This window comes from Alkalimonas cellulosilytica (assembly GCF_036325985.1).
GTDB lineage: Bacteria > Pseudomonadota > Gammaproteobacteria > Enterobacterales > Alteromonadaceae > Alkalimonas > Alkalimonas cellulosilytica.
Window position 1 is genome coordinate 20726 of record NZ_JAUHLI010000011.1, and the last position, 20705, is coordinate 41430.

Sequence of the window (20705 nt, forward strand, 5' to 3'; positions counted from 1 at the left end):
TGCCTGGCTTTGGTGCAAAAGGCACCATCAGCAAGCAGCGACAACAGCTTTGCAGTTGGTTTTAACCGCTACTGGCAAGGAATACAGAAACTGTGCCAGCTTGGCAGCTGCTGGCTATGCTGCCAGCGCAGCATGACAACAGCGTGACAAAACCCGGCCAGATGGCCGGGCTGATTAAGCATAGCAGAGACTCAGCGCAGTGGGGTGGCGTGAGCAGCGCCGCGGAACACGGCATTGATGTACAACAGGTGCATGCCATCGACATAGGCGCGGAAGTTCGGCTCCTGGGTAAAGGCAATCACCTGGCCGCGGCCGCGTGGCTGGACCATCAACAGCGGTTTGTGGGCAATTTGCAGCCGGTTTTCATCCCAGACAAAGCCACCGGCCAGCAGCTCATCCGGGCCTTTGAAACTGACCACATTGCGCCCGTCGTTGATGCGCAGCGGCTGGTACACCTGATTGCCCACATAGATGCTGCGCACCGTCGGGGCGATGCCGGCGGTTAGCCAGTGGTTCTGATCCACCCTGGCATTGGCCAGGAAGCCCGGCACCCAATCGGGATCGACCCGGTAGGGCTCCAGCATTGCCTGCAGCTCCTGCTGCTCGGCCAGCAAACGCCCTGGCACCCGTGGCTCGTCCAGTGGCTTTTCCTGCTCACTGATGCGGTATTCCCGCTTACTGGCCAGCAAAGGTTGTTCGCCTTCCAGCAGCCACTCTGTGGCATTCCCCAGGGTGATCAGCACACCACCGCGCTCGACAAAGTGGCGCAGATTGTTCTGGCCGGCCTGGCCAAGGGCGGCGCTGTAGCCAGCGCGGCTGGTCGCCGGCAAAATCAGTACCTGGTAATGGCTTAAATCGGCCGTGCGCAACTGGGCGGGTCGGATCGCCGTCACCGGGTAGCCGATGCCTTGCTCCAGCACAAAGCGGGCACTGCCGGCGCTTAACGGGTTGGTGGGTTCGTCCCAGACCATGGCTACTTGTGGTGCATGCAGGGTTTTGACATTCATCGAGCCAAAGTTGGGGCCATCCAGCACCCAGCTGCTGTCAATGCCTTCCACCAGAGCGCCGCTCTCAAGTGCCAGCTGCTGCACCAGCTCGGTGAGTTCGCTGGTGTTATCGGCCCGGCTGAGTATCAAGGTACCTGCCGGGTAGCGCTTGCCATTTTGATGGGTAAATGCCAGATCACTGCTGCGCAGATGCAGGCCTTGTTGCAGCGCCCGGCTCATAAAACGGGCACTGGCCATATCGCCCCAGGGCACCAGATAGCCAAAGCGTGCATCCGGCTGCTTCACGCTGCCAGGCAGCACTGTCTCTGGCCCGACACGGCTGCTGCTAACCCGAACCGCCCGGTTGCAGCGATCAAGCTCCAGGTTGTACATCAATGGCAGTGACCAGGCGGTGACGTCGTAAATTTGATCGGGCAGGTTGTTGGCGCGCCGCTCTTCCTGGCGGGCAATAAAAGCGCTGTCCATCGGCACCGTATCATCCAGCAGGGTGCGGATCAGGTGGTAGCTCGGCTGGTTGGTGTGCACGATGTAGGCACCGGGCTGGTAACTGTTGCCGCAGGCCCGAAAGCCTTCCGTCGCCTGGTCGACTTCAATGCCATGCTGGGTTAACACGCCCATCAGCTTCTGATGGCCCGCTGCATCCCGTTGCGCCGGGAAAATGTAACTGCGAATGCCGTCCTTTTCGCCTTGCTGGCTGGCCGACAGGCGGTACTGGTAGAAGTTTTGCAGCAAGGTATTGGCCTCGCGGCTGGCGGTTTCCAGCGTGGCTTTGAAGGCCACAAAGTTGCGCTGGACCCCATCGGCGAAGGTCAGGATGCTGCCATCGCGTTTGCGGAACTGATGACCGCGGGCTGATGCCATTTCATAGGTCATGGCGATGCTGCCGTAATACAGTGGCCAGCTGGCGCCATAGCCAGGGTAGAAGGCATCAAAAATTTCCCGGGTAAAGTAGTCGTAACCCAGCTCATCAAACCAATGGGCGTTGTTCTGGCCAATTTTATGCAACACAGCACGTTGCTCTGCCTGAATATGGGGGTTGTAGGGTTCGGCTTCCGGGCTGAAGTAATAGCCCATGTCGCCGCCCATTTCATGCGAGTCGACAAAGATCAGTGGATACATCTGCTGCATGGCCTGGACGCGACCCCGGATTTCCGGCTGTGTCAGTGAAATCCAGTCGCGGTTCATATCGAACAGGTAGTGGTTGGTGCGGCCATTGGGCCAGGGTTCATTCTGCTCGGCCGACAGGCGATCGCTGGAGTGCGCCAGGCCAACGGTGGCGTAGTAGCGGCTGACAAAGCGGTGGTGGCCATCCGGGTTTTGCAGCGGATCAATGTACACCAGGGTATTGGCCAGAATGGCCTGGGTGCGTTCACTGCGATCAGCCAGCAAGTGGTAGGCCAGCGCCATGGCGGCATCGGCCGGGCTGATTTCATTGCCATGCAGGGTGCTGGCAATCCAGACGCTGGCAGGCAGCCGTTGCAGCAAGGCGCGGGCCTCGGCGGTGGGCAAGCTGCGCGGATCCGCCAACCGGCGCATATCGGCTTCAATCTCATCAAGCCGGGCAATATGGTCTGGGCTGCCGATCACCGCATAAAATAACGGCCGGCCTTGCCAGCTGGTGGCATAAGGCACCAGCCGCACCTGCTCAGGATGATCCTTGGCCAGCTGCTCAAAGTAACGGGCAATGGCGGCGGGCTCTGAAATACGCGCACCCAGCGGGTAGCCCAGTACCTGCTCTACTGAAGCGACAGCAGGATTGTGGTCGCTGCCTGGAAAGTGGGGCGTAGGAACTGGCTCGGCGGCAAAGGCTGGTAAACAGCAAGCCAGCAGCCAAAGCAGCGGGCGACGAAAGTTTGGCATTGATTTCTCACAAAGAACATAAATTATTATTACCTTAAATGCAGAGCTTGGTACCGGCAAGGGCCGGTCGAAGTGGTTGCGATAAATACAGGCCGGGATGCGGCTGATGTCAGCTGCCTGTGATCAAGGTAGAAGGAAAAAATGAGTCACTGCGCAACGAAAGTCAGCTATCTTTAACTGCATGAGGCAGAAACGATAATTCAAACCACAAGCCTTGTGTATAGGAGACGCGGATGAACTTTTTTTCAACAGTTGCTGGCCGTTTGCTGACGATACCACTTTTGGCTTTAATCGGCTTTTTGTTGTTGGCCTCCGTCGCGCTAAACGCACTCAACCGCAGTTTGGTGGAAGGACGTGAAGCCCGGGTGATGGCTATTATTGAAGCAGGCTTGCATCTGGTGCAGCATTACCAGCAGTTGGAAGCCCGTGGCGAGCTCAGCACAGAGCAGGCGCAGCAGCAGGCATTGCAGGCCATTAAAGCCATTCGCTACGATGGTACCGAGTACATCTGGATCAACGACATGGGGCGGCCCATCCCGCGAATGATCATGCACCCAACCGTACCCAGCCTGGATGGTACTATTTTGGACCGACCCAACTTTATGCACGCTACCCAGATGCGTAGCAAAGATGGCAGTCGCTCACAACGGCTGGATAATGCCAACCTCTTTGTCAGCTTTGTCGATGCGGTCAATCGTTATGGCTCGGGCTTTGTCGAGTACGAGTGGCCCAAGCCCCTGGCTGGCGGTGGTGTGACTGAGGAACGTTACACCAAGCTGTCCTTTGTCGATCGGGATCCACAGTGGGGCTGGGTGCTGGGCTCGGGTATTTACATTGATGATGTCAAAGCGGCGTTTTGGGCCGTTGCTGCCCGTATTGCCCTGGTGGTGGTGCTGATTATCGCGGTGACCGTGGGGTTATCCCTGTACATCCGGCAGTGGCTGCTGGCGCAATTAGGCGGGGAGGTGGCTTCTGCCCGGGCTCTGGTGCGCCAGGTGGCCGGCGGTGATTTCCGAGCCGAATTTGCACTGAAGCCGGGCGATAACAGCAGCTTGCTGGCAGCATTGAGTGGCCTGGTGCAGCGATTGCGGGACATCATCCGCCAGCAAACCGAGATGGCGGAGCAATTGGCTGAACAATCGGAAATGCTGGATGAGACCAGCCAGCAAACCCAGCAGATCTTGCAAAGTGTGATGGACCAGACGGCGCAGGTGGCAACCGCAGTCAGTGAAATGACCGCTACCTGTGAGGACATGGCACGCAATGCCGCTACAGCAGCGCAGTCAGCCCGGGAGGCCGATCAGCAAACCCGCTCTGGTACCAAGGCGGTGGAAGACACCATTTTGGCGATTGAGGCCTTAAAACAGAAAATTGAGCAGGTCGGTGAAGTGATCCAGCAGTTGTCCAAGCGCAGTGAAGAAGTGGGGGCGGTCACCGATGTGATTGGCAACATTGCTGAGCAAACCAATTTGCTGGCATTAAATGCCGCCATTGAAGCAGCCCGGGCGGGTGAAATGGGCCGTGGTTTTGCGGTGGTGGCCGATGAAGTACGTACCCTGGCCAGCCGCTCACAAGAATCAACACAAGGCATCAATCAGCGTATTCAGGACATCCAGCACGACTCCGAACAAGCGGTGCAGTCGATGGCCTCCAGCCAGCAGGAAACAGAGCAAACTATAGAGCGTTCGCAGCAGGCTGGTAAAACCCTGGCGCAGATCAATCAGGCGGTGTCCAGCATCACCGATGTCAATGATCAGCTGGCCAGTGCGACCGAAGAGCTGGCCACAGTATCTGCCACCATCAACGAAAATATGGAACACATCGCCAATGCGGTGCAGGATACCACCGCCAAATCGACTGAGTTGTCTGGCGCCAGCCAGCAATTGCGCAGCATGGCAGCACGAATGAAGGCATCGTTGCAGGGTTTTAAGCTCTAACGCTGGTTTTGTGGCTGGCAGCCTGTAGTGGTTACAGCTGCCAGGCCCGGAAATTAAGGCCTTTCATTTTGTCGTGATTGAGAATCTGCAGCGCTTTTTTCGCTGCACTACGCTTGACTGCCACATAGGCCCATAAATCATGCAGCTGAATTTTACCAACGTCCTCAAAGGCGATTTGCTGATCGCGGGTTAAAGCACCGACAATATCGCCGGGGCGCAGTTTTTGCTTTTTACCGCCCTGGATCTGGAGGGTCACCATCTCGGCTTTGGCCGGCGCTTGTTCCAGTAAGCTCAGGGGCGGCAGAGGTTGTAGCTGGATAGCATCGCTCAGCGTGTCCTGCAGCAGGCTTAATTTGTAGTCATCTTTGTTATCGGCCAGGGTAACCGCCAGGCCTTTAGCTCCGGCGCGGCCGGTGCGGCCAATGCGATGGGTGTGGGTGTCGGTGTCGTGCGCCAGCTCGGCATTGATCACCAGGTCCAGCTCACTGATATCCAGGCCACGGGCGGCCACATCGGTCGCCACCAGAATACGGGCGCTTTTGTTGGCAAATTGCAGCAGGGTTTGATCGCGGTCTTTCTGCTCCAAATCGCCATGCAAGGCTTTGGCACTAAAGCCCTGTTGCTGCAGGGCATCGGCCAGTTGCTGGGTCACCCGTTTGGTGTTGCAGAACACCACGCAGCTGGCCGGTTGCAACTGCTGCAATACCAGCATCACCGCTTGCTCACGGGTACTGTTGTCAAGGGCATAAAATTGCTGCGTGATGCTGCTTTCTTGTTGGCTGCTGCTGACCGACACCCTTACCGGTTGCTGCATCAGACTGGCCGCCAGTTGTTCAATTTTGTCCGGATAAGTTGCGCTGAATAACAGGGTTTGCCGTTTGGCAGGCATGGCCGCTGCGATTCGGGCCACCTCGTCCAAAAAGCCCATATCCAGCATGCGATCGGCCTCATCCAGCACCAGCATCCGCAGCTCGGATAAATCCAGCCGCTGCTGCTGCAGATGATCCAGCACCCGGCCGGGCGTGCCGACAATAAAATGAGCACCATGCTCCAGCGATAGGATCTGGTGTTTGCTTGGCACCCCGCCACACAAGGTCAGTACCTTGATGTTGTGAATGCTGCGGCCGAGGGTTCGCAGTTCTTTCGCGACCTGTTCGGCCAGTTCACGGGTAGGGCAGAGCACCAGCCCCTGAATACGGAAGCGTTTTACCTGCAGGGCACTGAGCATACCCAGCGCAAAAGCGGCAGTTTTACCCGAGCCGGTTTGCGCCTGGGCAATCACATCCTTGCCGGCCAAAATAGCCGGCAGGCTTTGCTGCTGAATGGGGGTCATCTGCTGGTAGTTCAGCTCCTGCAAAGTAGAAAGCAGGGCTGGGGCTAAGGCAAGTGTGGCAAAATCGGTAACAGGCATAAGTTCTGGCTCCGTGACGATGGCAAAGAGCCAGCGGTTATTTTTTCGGCTGCCAGTATAGCAGATTGCATGCCTTCACAGCATGGCTTTTAAATGCGCCACCACACTGCGCCCAAGCGAGCTTAAATCGTAGCCGCCCTCCAGCATCGACACGATGCGGCCATGGCAATGACGATTCGCCAATTGCTTTAACTCCCCGCTGAGCCAGGCGTAGTCGTCTTCTTTCAGTAAAAACTGCGACATCTCGTCTTCAGCATGGCCATCAAAGCCGGCGGAAATAAATATCAGCTCGGGGGCAAAAGCCTCCAGCGCGGCAAACCAGCGCTGCTGCACCGCCGCGCGCCATTGCTCACCCTTGCAGCCAGCTGGCAGTGGCAGATTCAGTATGTGTTCGCTGCTGGTGTCATCGCCGCTGTTCGGGTACAGCGCCTGCTGATAGGACGAGCAAAACAGCACCCGATCGTCGTGACGGAAAATCGCCTCGGTGCCGTTGCCATGGTGCACATCAAAATCCACAATGGCTACCCGCTGCAGTTGGTACTTATCCAGTGCATAGCTGGCGGCAATGGCGATGTTGTTCAGCAGGCAAAAACCCATCGCCTGATCGGCGGTGGCGTGATGGCCTGGTGGCCGTATGGCGCAAAAAGCCTGTTGGTTGTCGGCCTGCATCACTTCGTCCACAGCCTGGATGCCGGAGCCTGCGGCCAACAGGGCTGCCGGCAGGCTTTTGGGGGTCATGGTGGTATCGGGATCCAGCCAGATCTGGCCCTCACTGGGCGCTTTGGCAAAGAGCTCGTCAATATAGAGCTTGCTATGGGCCCGGTACAAATCGCTGACCTCGGCCGGGCGGGCATCCACTTGCTTGATCACATACTCAAGGCCAGAGCGCACCAGCTGATCATTGATGGCATGCAGCCGGGCCGGTTGTTCCGGGTGCTCCGGATCCGGGTTGTGCAGTGCGCAGCGGGCATGGCTGAACAGGGTCAGTGGCATCAGTTACTCCTTGGTCTTTGGTCGCAACGTCAGTTTCAGCGTGATTTCACCCGGCTCATCGGCTGGCAGCCGGACAAAGCCGGCTTTTTCAAATACGCTGAGCATCGGCTGGTTATCGGCCCGCACATAGGCCAGCATGGCGTCCAGGCCGCGCGCTTTGGCAATGGCAATCATTTCATCCAGCAGCCGTTTGGCCATGCCCTGGCCCTGGTATTTTTCCCGGGTGACAAAGGCGACTTCGCAGCTGTTGGCTGCAGGCAGCAGGTAATAGCGACCCACCGCCTGAATCTGTACCGCCGAGCCTTTTTGCCGCACGATGCATAGCGCCAAATCTTTCGATTGATCGACACTGACCAGGTTGCAGGACTTTTCCCGGCTCATCTGGGTCGGCACGGCGTTGTAGCGCAGTTGCAGGGTTTCTTTGGTGTGCGAATAGAAAAATTCCTGCAAGCGCCGTTCATCGGATGGATTGAGCGGTCGTAAATCAAAGTGTTCGCCGCCAATAATGAGCTCCTTAAAACCCACCTTGCCAAGCTCCGGCACTTCGACCGGGGTTTGCTGCTGGTAATGCGGCACCCAGTAATGCTCGCGTACTTTTTGCAACAACTGGTGGCGAAACTTGGGGTGGGCAACCCGGATCAGCTCCAGCGCCCGCTCGCGGATGCTTTTACCACGCAGGGAAGCCACGCCAAACTCGGTGACCACATAGTGCACGTGGGCCCGGCTGGTCACCACACCGGCGCCTTCGCGGATATGCGGTACGATGCGCGACGTTTTACCATCTTCGGTGGTGGACGGCAGGGCGACTATGGGTTTTCCGCCCACACTCATGGAAGCCCCCCGACTGAAATCGACCTGGCCACCAATGCCGCTGTAAAACTGATGCCCTATCGAGTCTGCCACTACCTGGCCGGTTAAATCGACCTCAATGGCGCTGTTAATTGCCATCATCCGTTCGTTGCGGGCAATGTTGGCCGGGGAGTTGACGTATTCGCTCGGGTAAAAGCCAATATGCGGGTTGTGATGGACAAAATCGTACAGCGCTTTACTGCCGACGCAAAAGCTGGTCACTACTTTGCCCGGATGAAAGGTTTTGCGCCGGTTGGTGATCACGCCCTTTTGAATCAGTGCCATAATGCCATCGGTGATCATATCGCTGTGTACACCGAGGTCTTTGTGATTGCCCAGGTACTTCAGTACCGCAGTGCAAATGCGGCCGACACCGAGCTGTATGGTGGCACCATCCTCGACCAGCAACGCAATGTACTGGCCGATGCGCTCACTGACCTCGTTGTCGCTATCCACTTTTGGCAGTTCGGGCAGTGGCTGCGCACATTCAATACTAAGGTCAATCTGGTCACGGTGAATAAAGCTTTGGCCATAGGTCACCGGCATCAGCGGGTTCACCTGGGCAATCACAATTTTAGCGGCTTTGGCAGCAGCGGCGACGACATCGACCGACACCCCGAGCGAATGGTAGCCATGTTGATCGGCCGGGCTCACCATAATAAGCGCCGCATCCAGGGGCAGAATGTCGTCGGTAAACAGATGTGGGATATCCGACATAAAGCAAGGGGTGTAATCGGCACGCCCTTCGGCCACTGCCTGACGGATGGTATCGCCGCCAATGAAGAAGGTATTTACTTTAAAACGGTGCTGCTGGTCCGGGTTGGCCCAGGCATTGTCAGACAGGGTGAGTAATTGAACAATTTCAATGTCATGCAGCTGACGGCCATGGGCTATCAGATCGTCCATCAGTGCGCCTGGCACAGCCGCATGCGAGCCAATAAAGATGCGCTGGCCGGATTTGAGGTACTGTTTCCAGTCGATACCAAGGGCTGAGGGCATAAGGGCTCCTGTTTTTTGCAGTATCCATCAAGTGGCAGTAGGTCACCATTCGACTTTAGGTTTAGGTCGACTTTAGGCGATTGCCATCGGCAGCTCAAGCCAACTGTGGTAGGCTAGGGACTATGATACGCATCAATCAACAGTTAGAACTGGCCGACGACGAACTGGAGTGGCAGTTTATCCGTGCCAGTGGCCCGGGTGGCCAGCATGTCAATAAAACCTCAACCGCGGTGCAGCTGGTGCTGGATATCCGAGGCAGCTCGCTGCCGGATTGGTTGAAACAACGGTTGCTGAACCGGGCCGATCACCGCATTACCCAAAGCGGCAAGATCTTAATCAAGTGCCAGCAAAGTCGCAGTCAGGAGCAAAACCGGGAACAGGCACTGGCGCAGCTGATCCAGTTGCTGGCAGTAGCCTCGGTGCAGCAGAAAAAACGCACCGCCACCAAGCCAACCTATGGCAGCCAGCAACGGCGCATTCAGCAGAAAAAGCAGCGTGGTGCCACCAAGGCGCTGCGGCAGGGTAAGCCGCAGCTGGATTAGGGGGGGTTACTGGGCGCTGAGCTGCCGCACCTGATAGCCGCGTGCTTTCAGCAAGTCCAGTACATTGTCCGGGCCTGCCAGGTGCAAGGCGCCCACCAGCACAAATTCAACTTGCGGGGTTTGCAGCATGGCATCGATTTGCTCAACCCAGTCCTGGTTGCGCTCGGTGAGCAGGCGTTGGTAAAAGCGCTGGCCAACTTCGGTATCGTGCATTTCGCTGACCAGTTCGGTCAGAGCCTCGCGATCGCCGCTGCGCCAGGCCGCCAGCGTTTGCTGCATAAACTGTTCGGTTTCATCCAGCTGGTCCAGGTTTTGCGCCACCCAGTCGTCTTCATAGCCGTCTGAGATGGAAAACAACAGGGAAAATTGTTGCTCCAGGGTTTCCAGGTAGCCTTTGCTTTTGCCGTCTTGTGCACCTTTGGTGTAATAGTACATATCGACACCTTCGCCCGCCATGCCCAGTTGTTGCAATTTGAGCTGCAGCATTTGGATCAACACAAAGTCCGGCTTGAACGGGGCCAGTGCCTGAGTATCCACACCAAGGTCAGCAGCAGACTGTCGCAGGCGCTGGTAGCTTTCCGGGCTTAGTACGGAGTTCAGGGTACGGCCATCTTGGTACATGGCATAGCTAAGCACCATAGGGCCAATGCTGGGATCTGCCATTTGGGCTAAATCGACTTCAAACACTAGTTTTTCTGCTTGCTGGTAGGCTTTATCAAATTCAGCCGGGAGAGGAAATTCACTGGCTGGCAGCAGGTGGACGGTCCCACCAATAAACAACTGATGCTGGTCGTTGCTGACTTGCCAGACAGCACTTTGCGCTAGCAGTGCCTGGCTGCAAAACAGCAAGCCAACGGCAAGCAGTCGGGTAATCGTAGGTGTAAACATTGGACGCTTCCTTAGACAATAAAAGCATTATCATAATGATAAATTGCCGATAACAAAAGCGCTGTCTGACTGCGAAAAGGCAGAATGTCGCTGCTGCGGTAAGCTATCATGCTTGAGTACAGTCTGGCTTAGTATTAGGGTGGGTATTTATTAGGCAGTGTGGAGAGAGTCATGGAGCATTATGCAGCTTTAAGGGCCAATGTCGGCTTACTGGGAACTCAGCTAGGCGATTTGATCCGGCAGCACTTAGGGGATGATGTTTACCAGCGTATTGAGCAAATTCGCCAACTTTCCAAAGAAGCGCGGGCTGGTGACAGTGGTCGTGAGCAGCAATTAAAACAGTTGCTGCAATCGCTAAGCGATGAAGAGCTGTTGCCGGTTGCCCGTGCTTTTGCGCACTTCTTAAACCTGGCTAATCTGGCCGAGCAGCAGCACAGTACCAGTCAGGAAGTACTGGCGGAAGATCCTCAAGCTGCACCCTTGCAGGCAATGCTAAGGCATTTGCAGGCGGCCAGGTTAAGTCCGGAAGCAATCGCCACAGCCGTGGATAAGCTGGCGATAGAGCTGGTGTTGACAGCACATCCGACAGAAGTTTCTCGGCGCACCGTGATCCACAAACTGACAGAAATCGCCGATTGTTTAACTGCGCTGGAGCAACAACGTGCTGATTGCCAGCAGCAGCGGCTGCGAGACCGTATGCAGGAGCTGATTGCTCAGCTGTGGTTTACCAATGAAATTCGTGAGCAGCGACCAACCCCGGTGGACGAAGCCAAATCTGGTTTTGCCATCATTGAGAGCTCACTGTGGCAGGCGGTGCCGGCCTTTTTACGCGAGCTGGACAGCTGGATGCGTGATGCTGCTGGTCAGGCGCTGCCGCTTGCGGCCACGCCGGTGCGTTTTGCCTCCTGGATGGGCGGGGATCGCGATGGCAACCCTTTTGTTACTGCCAAAGTGACGCGGCAGGTTCTGCTGTTAAGCCGCTGGAAAGCCGCCGATTTGTTTATGCAGGACCTGGATGTGCTCAGCAAAGAGCTGTCGATGAACCAGGCCAACGATGAGTTGCAGCAGCTCAGTGACGGCGCCTTTGAACCCTACCGGGCAGTACTCAAACAATTGCAACAACAACTGGCCTATACCCGTGATTGGCTGACCGAAGCGCTGAACCGGGACCGGCTGCAGCGCCCAGCCGATCTAATCTGGCAGCAGGAGCAATTGCTGGAACCTTTGCTGCTGTGCGATCGCTCCTTGCGTGAATGTGGCATGGCACAAATTGCCGATGGCCGGCTGCAGGATACCATTCGCCGGGTCTATTGCTTTGGGGTGACGCTGTTAAAGCTCGATATCCGCCAGGACGCGGCCCGCCATACCGGGGTATTCAGCGAGCTGACCCGCCATTTGGGGCTGGGTGATTACGCTGCCTGGAGTGAAGACGACCGCCAGGCGTTCCTACTGCGTGAGTTGCCCAATCGCCGGCCGCTTTTTCCAAAGCAATGGCAGCCATCCGAAGAGGTACAGGAGGTACTGGATACCTGCGAGATGGTGGCACGCCATGGCGAAGAGGCTTTGGGCACCTATGTGATTTCGATGGCGGGCAAGCCGTCGGATGTGTTGGCGGTGCAGCTACTATTAAAAGAAGCCGGCATCGGTTTTGCGATGCGGGTGGCACCTTTGTTTGAAACCTTAAGTGATTTGCAGCAGGCACCGGATTGCATCCGACAGTTGCTGGCGATTGACTGGTACCGTGGTTACATTCAGGGCCAGCAGGAAGTTATGATTGGTTATTCGGACTCGGCCAAGGACGCCGGGGTGCTGGCTGCCTCCTGGGCACAGTACAGCGCCCAGGAGGCCTTGGTGCAGGTCTGTGCCGATGCTGGCGTGCAGCTGACTCTGTTCCACGGCCGTGGTGGCACCATCGGCCGCGGTGGGGCGCCGGCCCATGCCGCCATTTTGTCGCAGCCCCCAGGTTCCCTGGATGGTGGTTTCCGCGTGACCGAGCAGGGCGAGATGATCCGCTTTAAGTTTGGTTTACCCAAGCTGGCTGAACGTAGTTTGAGTCTGTATGCCAGTGCTGTGCTGGAAGGTATGCTGTTGCCACCTCCGGTACCCAAAGACAGCTGGCGCCGGGTGATGACGGAGCTGGCTGAAAGCTCTTGTCAGGCTTACCGGGCTATGGTTCGCGAGCATCCGGATTTTGTGCGTTATTTTCGGGCGGCAACACCAGAGCAGGAATTGGGCCAGTTGCCGCTGGGCAGCCGGCCTGCCAAACGCAACCCCAAAGGTGGGGTCGAAAGCTTACGTGCTATTCCCTGGATCTTTGCCTGGTCGCAAAATCGCCTGATGCTGCCGGCCTGGCTGGGCGCTGGCAATGCCTTGCAGCAGGTGCTTGATCGCGGTGAGCAAAAGGTGCTGGCTGACATGCAGCAACAATGGCCGTTCTTCGCTACCCGTTTATCCATGCTGGAAATGGTGTTTTTAAAAGCCGATGCTGCTATTTCAGCTTACTATGATCAGCGCTTGGTGCCCACTGAGCTGCATGGGCTTGGCGAGCAACTGCGTCAGCAGCTGGCGCATGATCAGCAATTACTGCTTAGCCTGACGCAGCATCGTGAGCTGATGGAAAATGAAAGTTGGATCCGCGAGTCCATTATGCTGCGCAACACCTATGTTGATCCGCTGCATTTACTGCAAGTGGAGTTATTGCACCGGCAAAGAAACCAGTCCGGGCAATTGAGCCCATCAATCCAGCGGGCTTTGATGGTGACCATAGCCGGTATTGCGGCGGGGATGCGGAACTCAGGCTAACCGGGCCCGCCCCGGGACGGCATCAATGCGATTCCGGGGCCTTGGTTCACGACTCAAACAATTCTTGCAGCACCTGGCGGTAATTGCGGGACATTTGCAGCAGTTGGCCGCTTTTTAGCACCAAAGTGGCATCGCCCTTGTCGCCGGGCCGCAGCTCAATGATGTCGCTTTTTCGTACCAGAGTGCAGCGGTGCACTCTGGCAAAGATGGCCGGGTCCAGTTGTTGCTCCAATCGGGTCATGGTTTCGCGTAGCAGATAGCTGCGTTCGTCGTTTTGCAGATGAAACTCGACATAATTACCTGAGCTGCCTACCCAACTGATATCGTTTACCTGAATGATTTTCACCCTGCCAGGATCGCGGATGATGATCTTTTCCTTATAGCCAGACTTTGTCGCCAACTGCTGCGAAATGTGCTGCAGTTGTTGCCAAGTCAGGCTATCCCGTTGTTGCAGCTTGTGGCGGCAACGACTGAGCATCTGCAAAAAACGCTCATCAGTAAAGGGTTTTAACAGATAGTCCTGGGCCGATAATTCAAAGGCGGTGACAGCGTGCTCGGCATAGGCAGTGCAAAATACCACCACCGGTGGGTGCTCCAGTTGTTGCAGCAGTTCCAGCCCATCCATACCAGGCATATCTATATCCAGAAAGAGTAGCTCAGGTTGCAACTGCTCGATGGCTTCCAGCGCTTGCTGTCCATTCTCTGCTTCAGCAACAATATCCATATCAGCTTGCTCGGCCAGCAAATAGCGAATGCTGGCGCGGGCCAGCGGCTCATCATCGACAATCAGGCAGCGATAATTCATCGGGTAACTCCAGCGTCTTTTGTATCCAGTTGCATTGGAAAGCGCAGCGTAGTGCTGTATTGATCCGGCCCACTTTGGCCATGTTGTAAGTTGGCGCAGGGGCCAAAGAATGCCTGTAAGCGGGCGCGAGTGTTGCTCAGTCCAATGCCAAAACCCTGTCGTGGGTTATGCGATGCATAACTGTTCCGCACTCGTACCATCACCATTTGCTGCTTAGGCTCCAGGCGGGCCCGGATCGCAATCACGGTGGTGGTACTGACCAGCTTGCTGCTGTGCTCTATGGCATTCTCAAACAAAGGTTGCAACAACAGTGGCGGCACCAGACAGTTGTCCAGTTGTTCATCCAGTTCAATATCCAGCTGCAAACGCTCACCAAAACGTAGCCGCTGCAAGGCAAAGTACAATTCCATAAATTGCCACTCATGCCGCAGTGGCACTGCTTCTTGTTGTTGGGTCTGCAATACAAAGCGCAGCAGCTGACTAAGCTGGTTGGTCGCTTGTAAGGCTTTGGCTTTATCTTCGGTGCGGATCAGGCTGACAATGGCATTTAAGGTATTAAATAAAAAGTGCGGGTTTAACTGGGATTTGAGTGCTTGCAACTCAGCTTTTAACAAGCCTTTTTCCAGTTGCTGTGTGCGAAGTTGGCTTTGATGAAAGCTGCGGTAATACTGCAGCAGGAAACAGGCAGTGACGGTACCCAGATACACCCCCCAGTGAATATGGAAGGGATTGGCGAAGTACCGACTGAATGCATCAGCAAAACTCAGCTGTTGCTCCGGATTGAGCAGCCAGAACACATAACTGACAATCAATAACCAGTTCAGTGCCAGAAATAGGACCGCAGCAATGATTTGTGTCAGCAGAGATTGCCAGCGTTTGGCATCATTCCAGGGATAATGCTGGGTAAAGAGCACAATAAAAGGCGTTAGCAGTGCCCAGACCAGCCAGTTGGGAGCGACCCTGGCAAACACCAGGCTCCAGTCGCGTTGCACGCCCATACTGAGCAGGGAGTGGTAATTATGACTGGTGGCAATCAGCGTGACCAGCAAATAAGCCAGGCTCGCCAGTAAAAACCAACGTAGTGGGGGTAGCCAGGACAGGCCAGCTGTCTTTACAGAGGATCGCTTCATCAAATTACTTTACGCAAAAGCCAGCAGGAATGGAATTCTGTTTCGCACCGCTACGCCACCATTTCAGCCCTGGCAATTAAGTCAGCCGCCGAACCGCGAAAAACGTTCATGACGTGATGCCCCCATTCGATCACGATGCAGCTCCCTTTGGTGGAATAGCACTAGAGCCGGGGAACTCTCAGGTTTAGTTTCTGCAGGCAGGTGCGAATACGGCACCCCAGCTGGACAAGCATTTGTCTGCAACCATGGGAGAATTACATGAAAAGCTATAATAAATTAACGCTGGCAATCCGTACGGGATTGCTTACTTCTGTAGCCGCCAGCCTGAGTCTGGTTGCTGCGCCTGCGCTGGCGCAAGAGGACAGCGAAGCCAGGGTCGAGCGTATTGAGGTCACAGGTTCACGCATCAGGCGGACCGATTTTGAGAGTTCAGTACCGGTTACTGTTATTTCTGCGGAAGAAATTCGCCTCACCGGCGCTACCAACGTGGCTGATGTACTGCAAAAAACGCCAGTTGCAATTGCGGGCACGGATCAGTCCAATTCGACTTTTTCACTGAACTCATCAGGCTTAAATACCACAGCTCTGCGCAATGCAGGTACAGCAAGAACACTTGTGTTGGTTAACGGGCGCAGGTTTGTCTCGGGCTCAGCACCATCAGTGGGCTATGCAGTCGATTTAAACATGATACCGACATCCACGATTGAACGAATTGAAATCCTGAAAAGTGCCTCTTCGGCTGTGTATGGTTCTGATGCTGTAGCTGGCGTTATCAATATTATAACTAAAAGTGATTTTGAAGGTGCAGCTTTAAATGTACAGGCTTCACAGTCGGCAAAAAATGATCGTGAGCGGTTAGATCTTGACTTGACGGTCGGAAGTAGCTGGAACTCTGGCTCAGCATGGTTTTCATTTGGCTACCATGACGATCAGGGGATAGATGGACCAGACCGCCCAGACCAGACGACTGATATGGCTTTGGTTAATGGTGAGTGGGTGCCGGTTCTATCTTCATATGCCCCCATTGGATGGTTAAATACTGGAACAGGTAAGCCAAATTTTCGTGGTGATGGTGAGGTATTTACTAGCGATGATCAGTACGACCGAGGCTCACGTCGTCAGTTAATTATTCCTTTGGAACGAAAGTATTTTGCTGCTAATTTGCAGCAAGAGCTAAGTGATAGCGTGAACTTTTATTCTGAATTTAATTGGATGCAGGTCGACTCATCATCGCGCTTTGAGCCAACGCCTCTCAATGTTCTGGATATTTGGCTAAAATCACGTGGTGGTGAGGGTGGTCATGATGTTGAAAGTTCACTCATTATGCCTCAGTTACTCAAAGACAATTTATTGGCAAATGATATCACCGACCTGAATCAACTTTCTGCGTTTGGACGGCGGTTAACTGAATTCGGTGACCGAGGTTCAGATGCAACTCGAACTTCATCCAGATTTGTTGCCGGCTTAGATTGGTTTATCAATGACAACTGGCGTTTAGATACCCACATCAATTGGGGGCAGACCGTGTCCAACCAGTTTAGCTGGGGCGAGCTGAATATGGATCGTGCGCTTTTTGCGCTTGATCTGATTGAGCGGGATGGTGAAATTATCTGTCGTGATCAAACTGCTCGAATTCAGGGGTGTGTTCCATTTAATTTATTTGGCGAAAATACCATCTCATCCGAAGCCGTTGAGTATCTATCTGCACCTTCAAAAACCATTGGGCTGGTTGAACAGCGTGTTATTGGTACTGTTTTATCTGGCGAGCTGGATTTTGAATTACAGGGTGGAGCTATTGGTCTTGCGGCTGGCATTGAGTACCGTAAAGAGCTCGGTCGTCAGGAGCCAGGTGATTTGGCTCAAACTGGAGGAACTTCGTCAAATCGACAGTTTCCAACCAATGGTAGTTTTACGGTAAAAGATGCTTTTATCGAAGCTCGTCTGCCAGTTCTGGATAACTTGGCAATCGATGCTGCCGTCCGGCATGGTAATTACTCCACAGTGGGTAATATATTTACCTGGAACTTTGGTGTTGAATTCACTCCTTTTGAACGCTTAAAGTTACGTGCCTCTGCTGCAGATGCGGTTCGTGCTCCAAATGTTTCTGACTTGTATGCAGGGAACACCGAGACATTTGCAACAGTGACGGACCCATGCAACGGTACCAAAGTGGGTGATACTGGCACCGTGGCTGAGAACTGCTTATCCATTTCAGAAATTGCTGCTCGCGCAGCCGCCTTTCCAGAAACTGGTTTTGTATTAAGTCAGACAGAAAGTCAATCAACAGGTGGCTTTATTGGCGGTAATCCGGATGTGCAGGAAGAAACCGCAAGAACTTATAGCTTGGGCGCTGTAATGGAAATTATGGATGGCCTATCAGCAACGGTGGATTGGTACTCTATCTCTATTAAAGATGCGATTGCCAGAACTACACGTACGTTGGTTGTACGTCGCTGCTTTGAAGCTGTCGATTTTGATCCAAGCTGTGGAGGTCTTGTACGTCGTGATCAGGATGGAGTGCTGATTGAAGTAAGTACAGCATCAGCCAACGAAAACAATATCGACGTTGAAGGTTTTGATGCGGAAGTCCGTTATCGAATGGAGCTGGGCTCCTATGGAATCCTAACTACAGATTTGGTGTATTCCTATTTGCATGAGTATAACTTAACAAGCATTGCAGATGGTGAAGTTAATAAGTACGCAGGTGAGACATTGTACCCACGTCATCGGGCAACTCTGAATCTTAATTATAAGGTTAAGGACTTTAACGCTGCTTGGCGTATGCGGTATTGGCACTCAAATTACAGTGGGCGACCTGATCAACCTCAAAGAAGTACCGACTGGGGTACTGGCCGCCGTTTTGATGACGAAGCTAATAGCGTACCGGCTGTAGTATATCACGACTTGCAGCTTGGTTATCAGTTTACAGAGTCAATACATATTTATGCGGGTATGAATAATGTCTTTGATAAAAAGCCGCCTTTACTAGGCCAAAATGCCCAGTATGCTGGAACAGGGACTAATACAGTGTCAGAAGCTTATGATATTACCGGTCGTTACTATTACCTTGGCCTGAGAGCATCATTCTGATTGATAGCGTAAAGCAAGGCGGTACGCTTGGGGGCAGACTGTAAAGTTTGCCCCCGCTTATATCTGCAGTCTATGTGTGTCAAGGGGTGACAAAAGACAGCAGTTCCTTAAATTTTGTTACCAAATCGGTTCGTTTTACGGCAGATCTTTACAGTCATTTAGGTACAGAATAAGCGATAAAACAGCCATTGGAGCAAGTTATGATAACGCACAAACAGAGCCGGATTGCATTGGTTGCCAGTAGCTTCATTGTACTTTTGATCATTGTGCTGCTGATGAGGCAGGGCGATGGGCGAATGCAACAAGAAACAACCGGGCACGCACTGGCCCCATGCTGTATGGAGCCGGAAGCTGGGTTGTTTGCCCGTTGGTATTTGCAGTGCGATCCTGCCGCCTATCACACCGACTGGCAATTGCTGATGTGAGTACTCAGTTTGAAAGCCACGTGAAGATCACCCTTTAAGAGGCAGCGATGGCTTCACCTGCGATTAAATAACCTTACTTGGTAGATGAAGTGATTTCTTCAGAACCCTTAACTAGTACCCGACTTCGTAAGCAGCACACTGCATACCAACCTTATGCTCGCTTGTTGGTCAATCTGACCCATTGGTTGGTGATTCCGACCAATGCAATCGGGTTAGTCACAGTTGGCTTAATGTATCATATTGATTTTGATAATAATTAAATTTGGCATGAAGTTTGATTATGACGGTTTCGTTATGATGAACCCTCGATAAAGGACAAGACATGAATGTAAGTATATGGGCAGGCATCTGCCTGACAGTAGCAAGTATCAGTGTGCCAGCCATCACAGCAGAAGCAAGTTACCGTGATTTGTTCAGTGCGCATTTTGCAGCCGATGAGCCCGGCGCTGTGGTGTTGGTAAGCCGGCAAGGTGAGACTTTATACCGGGCCGCTTTCGGCAAAGCAGATTTAAGTCTGGATGTTGCGATAACGGATGATATGGTGTTCCCCATCGGTTCTGTGAGCAAGCAGTTTACCTCGGTTGCCATTTTGCAGCTGATGGAGCAGGGGAAACTAACGCTGGATGATACCATACAGCAGCATTTGCCGGATTTTCCGCAGTTATCCCACCCAATCACTATCCGGCAGTTGCTAAGCCATACCTCTGGGCTTGAAAACTACATTGCACGGCATGAGTGGCGTGAACACTGGCGCAATGACTTTACCTTATCAGAGATGCGTCAACATTATGTGCATTACCCGCTTAAGTTTGCCCCTGATCAGCACTTTGATTACAGCAACTCCGGCTATCTGGTGTTGGCGGAAATTATTGAGCACTTGTCGGGTCTGTCGTATGGCGACTATGTGACTGAGCGGTTGTTTGCTCCGGCAGGCATGAAACAAAGTTATCAGCTGGACAATTACACTGTGATCCCAGGGATGCCCCGCGGCTACATCCCGCACGGCTCAGGATACCGGTTGGCTGACTTTGTCAGCATGACGCACATGATAGGGCCAGGATCACTGGCCAGTACTCTGGATGATCTGCTGCGCTGGGATCAGGCCCTCTTTAGCGGACAGCTGATTGCAAAAGAGAGTCTGCAGCAGGCGCTGAGTTCTCACACCTTAAGCAATGGTTCTGCTACCGGTTATGGTCTGGGCTGGGAAGTGCGTTCTATTCGTGGACGTCCTTCGTTTGAGCACGGTGGCTATATGTATGGTTACTTTAGTGCGGTCCTGACTATGCCGGAGCAAGGCATTATGGTCGCTATTTTAACCAACAGCCGTAAAACCGACCCACGCGAGCTTGCAGTGCAGGCCGCGGCGATGGCACTAAATGAGCCGTTCCCTCAGCCGGAGTTGGTTGCCTTAACCAGCGACATGGCAGAGCAATGGGTGGGCGTCTATCTGGACGAGCATGGCGTGGAGCGAACCATTGGACTGTTTAATGATGAGCTCTATATCCGTCGGGGTGCTGGACGGATGTGGCCATTGCAGCCCTCAGCAGCCGGATACCTGCATTACGAAGAAGGGCTGAGTTATCTGGCTTTAACCGGAGATGGCACGCTCGAACTGCACCAAAGGGAAGGGGTGATGTCCCGTTCTCAGCGGAAAACGGCTCAGGTTGCGCCTTTGAATACCGTGTCTTTAACCCCTGCCCAGCTCAAAGCACTGACCGGTGTTTATCAATTGGCTGAAACTTTTTCGCTGCACGTTTTTACGGAAGACAATCGATTATTTATTCAGGGTACCGGGCAAAATGCCGGTGAGGTGTTTGCGTTATCCGCCACGCATTTAATATCGATCACGGATGCGGTGGAGTTTGAGTTCGAACAAGACGAAACCGGCGCAGTGACAGCGTTGCGCCTTTTGCAAGGTGGGCAGACCTTCCGCGCGCCGAAAATATAACTAATAACGTTGGCTACTG

General features: G+C 54.0%; 13 protein-coding genes. 6 read left to right on the plus strand and 7 right to left on the minus strand.

Annotation, left to right across the window (positions count from 1 at the left end; translation table 11 throughout):
* Window positions 1-191: 191 nt before the first annotated feature.
* Complete coding sequence (locus QWY20_RS11815; protein WP_330129213.1) at window positions 192-2867, minus strand: M14 family zinc carboxypeptidase; 2676 nt, start codon at window positions 2865-2867, stop codon at window positions 192-194.
* 233 nt (window positions 2868-3100) lie between these two features.
* On the opposite strand from QWY20_RS11815, the gene QWY20_RS11820 reads away from it, so the two are divergent.
* A complete protein-coding gene (locus QWY20_RS11820) occupies window positions 3101-4804 on the plus strand; it encodes a methyl-accepting chemotaxis protein (protein WP_330129214.1) in 1704 nt (567 codons plus the stop codon).
* 31 nt (window positions 4805-4835) lie between these two features.
* Here the strand turns inward: QWY20_RS11820 and dbpA are convergent, their stop codons facing one another.
* The 3 genes from dbpA to QWY20_RS11835 form a co-directional block, all read right to left on the minus strand.
* Window positions 4836-6215, minus strand: coding sequence for an ATP-dependent RNA helicase DbpA (gene dbpA, locus QWY20_RS11825; protein WP_330129215.1), 1380 nt, complete (start codon window positions 6213-6215; stop codon window positions 4836-4838).
* A 75-nt stretch (window positions 6216-6290) separates the two neighbouring features.
* Complete coding sequence (locus QWY20_RS11830; protein WP_330129216.1) at window positions 6291-7208, minus strand: histone deacetylase family protein; 918 nt, start codon at window positions 7206-7208, stop codon at window positions 6291-6293.
* Between the two features lie 3 nt (window positions 7209-7211).
* Window positions 7212-9056, minus strand: a complete 1845-nt coding sequence (locus tag QWY20_RS11835) for a GNAT family N-acetyltransferase (RefSeq protein ID WP_330129217.1) — start codon at window positions 9054-9056, stop codon at window positions 7212-7214.
* Window positions 9057-9178: 122 nt separating this feature from the next.
* On the opposite strand from QWY20_RS11835, the gene arfB reads away from it, so the two are divergent.
* Window positions 9179-9598, plus strand: coding sequence for an alternative ribosome rescue aminoacyl-tRNA hydrolase ArfB (gene arfB, locus QWY20_RS11840; RefSeq protein ID WP_330129218.1), 420 nt, complete (start codon window positions 9179-9181; stop codon window positions 9596-9598).
* A 6-nt stretch (window positions 9599-9604) separates the two neighbouring features.
* Here arfB and QWY20_RS11845 read toward each other — a convergent pair whose 3' ends face one another.
* Window positions 9605-10486 (minus strand): TraB/GumN family protein, encoded by an 882-nt coding sequence (locus QWY20_RS11845; RefSeq protein ID WP_330129219.1) that lies wholly within the window; start codon window positions 10484-10486, stop codon window positions 9605-9607.
* Window positions 10487-10657: 171 nt separating this feature from the next.
* Here QWY20_RS11845 and ppc point away from each other — a divergent pair, with 171 nt between their 5' ends.
* Window positions 10658-13288: a phosphoenolpyruvate carboxylase gene (gene ppc, locus QWY20_RS11850; RefSeq protein WP_330129220.1), complete on the plus strand. Its 2631-nt coding sequence runs from the start codon at window positions 10658-10660 to the stop codon at window positions 13286-13288.
* 46 nt (window positions 13289-13334) lie between these two features.
* Here ppc and QWY20_RS11855 read toward each other — a convergent pair whose 3' ends face one another.
* Entirely contained in the window at window positions 13335-14093 is a 759-nt protein-coding gene (locus QWY20_RS11855) for a LytR/AlgR family response regulator transcription factor (RefSeq protein WP_330129221.1), read from the minus strand.
* The gene (locus QWY20_RS11860; RefSeq protein ID WP_330129222.1) at window positions 14090-15223 is read right to left on the minus strand and encodes a sensor histidine kinase; all 1134 of its coding nucleotides are present in this window, start codon (window positions 15221-15223) and stop codon (window positions 14090-14092) included. Before QWY20_RS11860 ends, QWY20_RS11855 begins: the two co-directional genes overlap by 4 nt.
* Window positions 15224-15481: 258 nt before the next feature.
* Between QWY20_RS11860 and QWY20_RS11865 the strand changes: the two genes are divergently transcribed.
* The 3 genes from QWY20_RS11865 (at window position 15482) to QWY20_RS11875 (ending at window position 20686) form a co-directional block, all read left to right on the plus strand.
* Complete coding sequence (locus QWY20_RS11865) at window positions 15482-18313, plus strand: TonB-dependent receptor plug domain-containing protein (protein WP_330129223.1); 2832 nt, start codon at window positions 15482-15484, stop codon at window positions 18311-18313.
* Between the two features lie 200 nt (window positions 18314-18513).
* The gene (locus QWY20_RS11870) at window positions 18514-18738 is read left to right on the plus strand and encodes a hypothetical protein (protein WP_330129224.1); all 225 of its coding nucleotides are present in this window, start codon (window positions 18514-18516) and stop codon (window positions 18736-18738) included.
* Between the two features lie 322 nt (window positions 18739-19060).
* Window positions 19061-20686, plus strand: a complete 1626-nt coding sequence (locus QWY20_RS11875; RefSeq protein ID WP_330129225.1) for a serine hydrolase — start codon at window positions 19061-19063, stop codon at window positions 20684-20686.
* Window positions 20687-20705: the final 19 nt, after the last annotated feature.

Bases quoted from the DNA above. Each gene is read 5' to 3' on its own strand.
- dbpA (WP_330129215.1), bottom strand. From the start codon at position 6,215: ATGCCTGTTACCGATTTTGCCACACTTGCCTTAGCCCCAGCCCTGCTT.
- QWY20_RS11855 (WP_330129221.1), bottom strand. From the start codon at position 14,093: ATGAATTATCGCTGCCTGATTGTCGATGATGAGCCGCTGGCCCGCGCC.
- QWY20_RS11865 (WP_330129223.1), top strand. From the start codon at position 15,482: ATGAAAAGCTATAATAAATTAACGCTGGCAATCCGTACGGGATTGCTT.
- ppc (WP_330129220.1), top strand. From the start codon at position 10,658: ATGGAGCATTATGCAGCTTTAAGGGCCAATGTCGGCTTACTGGGAACT.
- QWY20_RS11875 (WP_330129225.1), top strand. From the start codon at position 19,061: ATGAATGTAAGTATATGGGCAGGCATCTGCCTGACAGTAGCAAGTATC.
- QWY20_RS11835 (WP_330129217.1), bottom strand. From the start codon at position 9,056: ATGCCCTCAGCCCTTGGTATCGACTGGAAACAGTACCTCAAATCCGGC.
- QWY20_RS11820 (WP_330129214.1), top strand. From the start codon at position 3,101: ATGAACTTTTTTTCAACAGTTGCTGGCCGTTTGCTGACGATACCACTT.
- QWY20_RS11870 (WP_330129224.1), top strand. From the start codon at position 18,514: ATGATAACGCACAAACAGAGCCGGATTGCATTGGTTGCCAGTAGCTTC.
- QWY20_RS11815 (WP_330129213.1), bottom strand. From the start codon at position 2,867: ATGCCAAACTTTCGTCGCCCGCTGCTTTGGCTGCTGGCTTGCTGTTTA.
- QWY20_RS11860 (WP_330129222.1), bottom strand. From the start codon at position 15,223: ATGAAGCGATCCTCTGTAAAGACAGCTGGCCTGTCCTGGCTACCCCCA.
- QWY20_RS11830 (WP_330129216.1), bottom strand. From the start codon at position 7,208: ATGCCACTGACCCTGTTCAGCCATGCCCGCTGCGCACTGCACAACCCG.
- QWY20_RS11845 (WP_330129219.1), bottom strand. From the start codon at position 10,486: ATGTTTACACCTACGATTACCCGACTGCTTGCCGTTGGCTTGCTGTTT.
- arfB (WP_330129218.1), top strand. From the start codon at position 9,179: ATGATACGCATCAATCAACAGTTAGAACTGGCCGACGACGAACTGGAG.